This is a genomic window from Dellaglioa sp. CoH-57-MRSF-21, assembly GCF_056781915.1.
In genome coordinates, this window is sequence record NZ_JBXAXU010000093.1 from 1 (window position 1) to 382 (window position 382).

Below are 382 nucleotides of genomic sequence, written 5' to 3' on the forward strand. Positions count from 1 at the left end.
GTAATAAGAAGACCCGTCTGGATTTCACGGATGCCACCATCTTTGACGGATCAGACCCGCGTGAAACGGCGCTTGCCGTTAAGCAGCTTCTGGCCGACTGGGTGCGCGTGTCCCAAGAAATACCAGAGGCATACCGTCAGCGTTTTGTTGACGTGGTGCTGAACCACCACAAACAGTAAGGAGCAGATCATGAAGTACGCAGAAGACTACAGCTGGCGAATCCATGGAGGGCGCGACGTAATTATGTCGTCGCTAGTCGGCCACACCATTGTCGCGATTGACACGGATGATGCGAAACGCAACATCTGGTTCACGCTAGAAGGTGGTGAAATTCCGCGTATGTTTCATGATCAAGACTGCTGCGAGTCGGTGTACATCGAAT

At 52.4% G+C, this 382-nt stretch carries 1 protein-coding gene; it reads left to right on the forward strand.

The window, feature by feature from the left end; all coding sequences use genetic code 11:
- Positions 1 to 189 precede the first annotated feature (189 nt).
- Positions 190 to 382: DUF7448 domain-containing protein (locus tag AC1RPQ_RS08085; protein WP_481762277.1), on the forward strand; the 193-nt coding region annotated here is incomplete at its 3' end.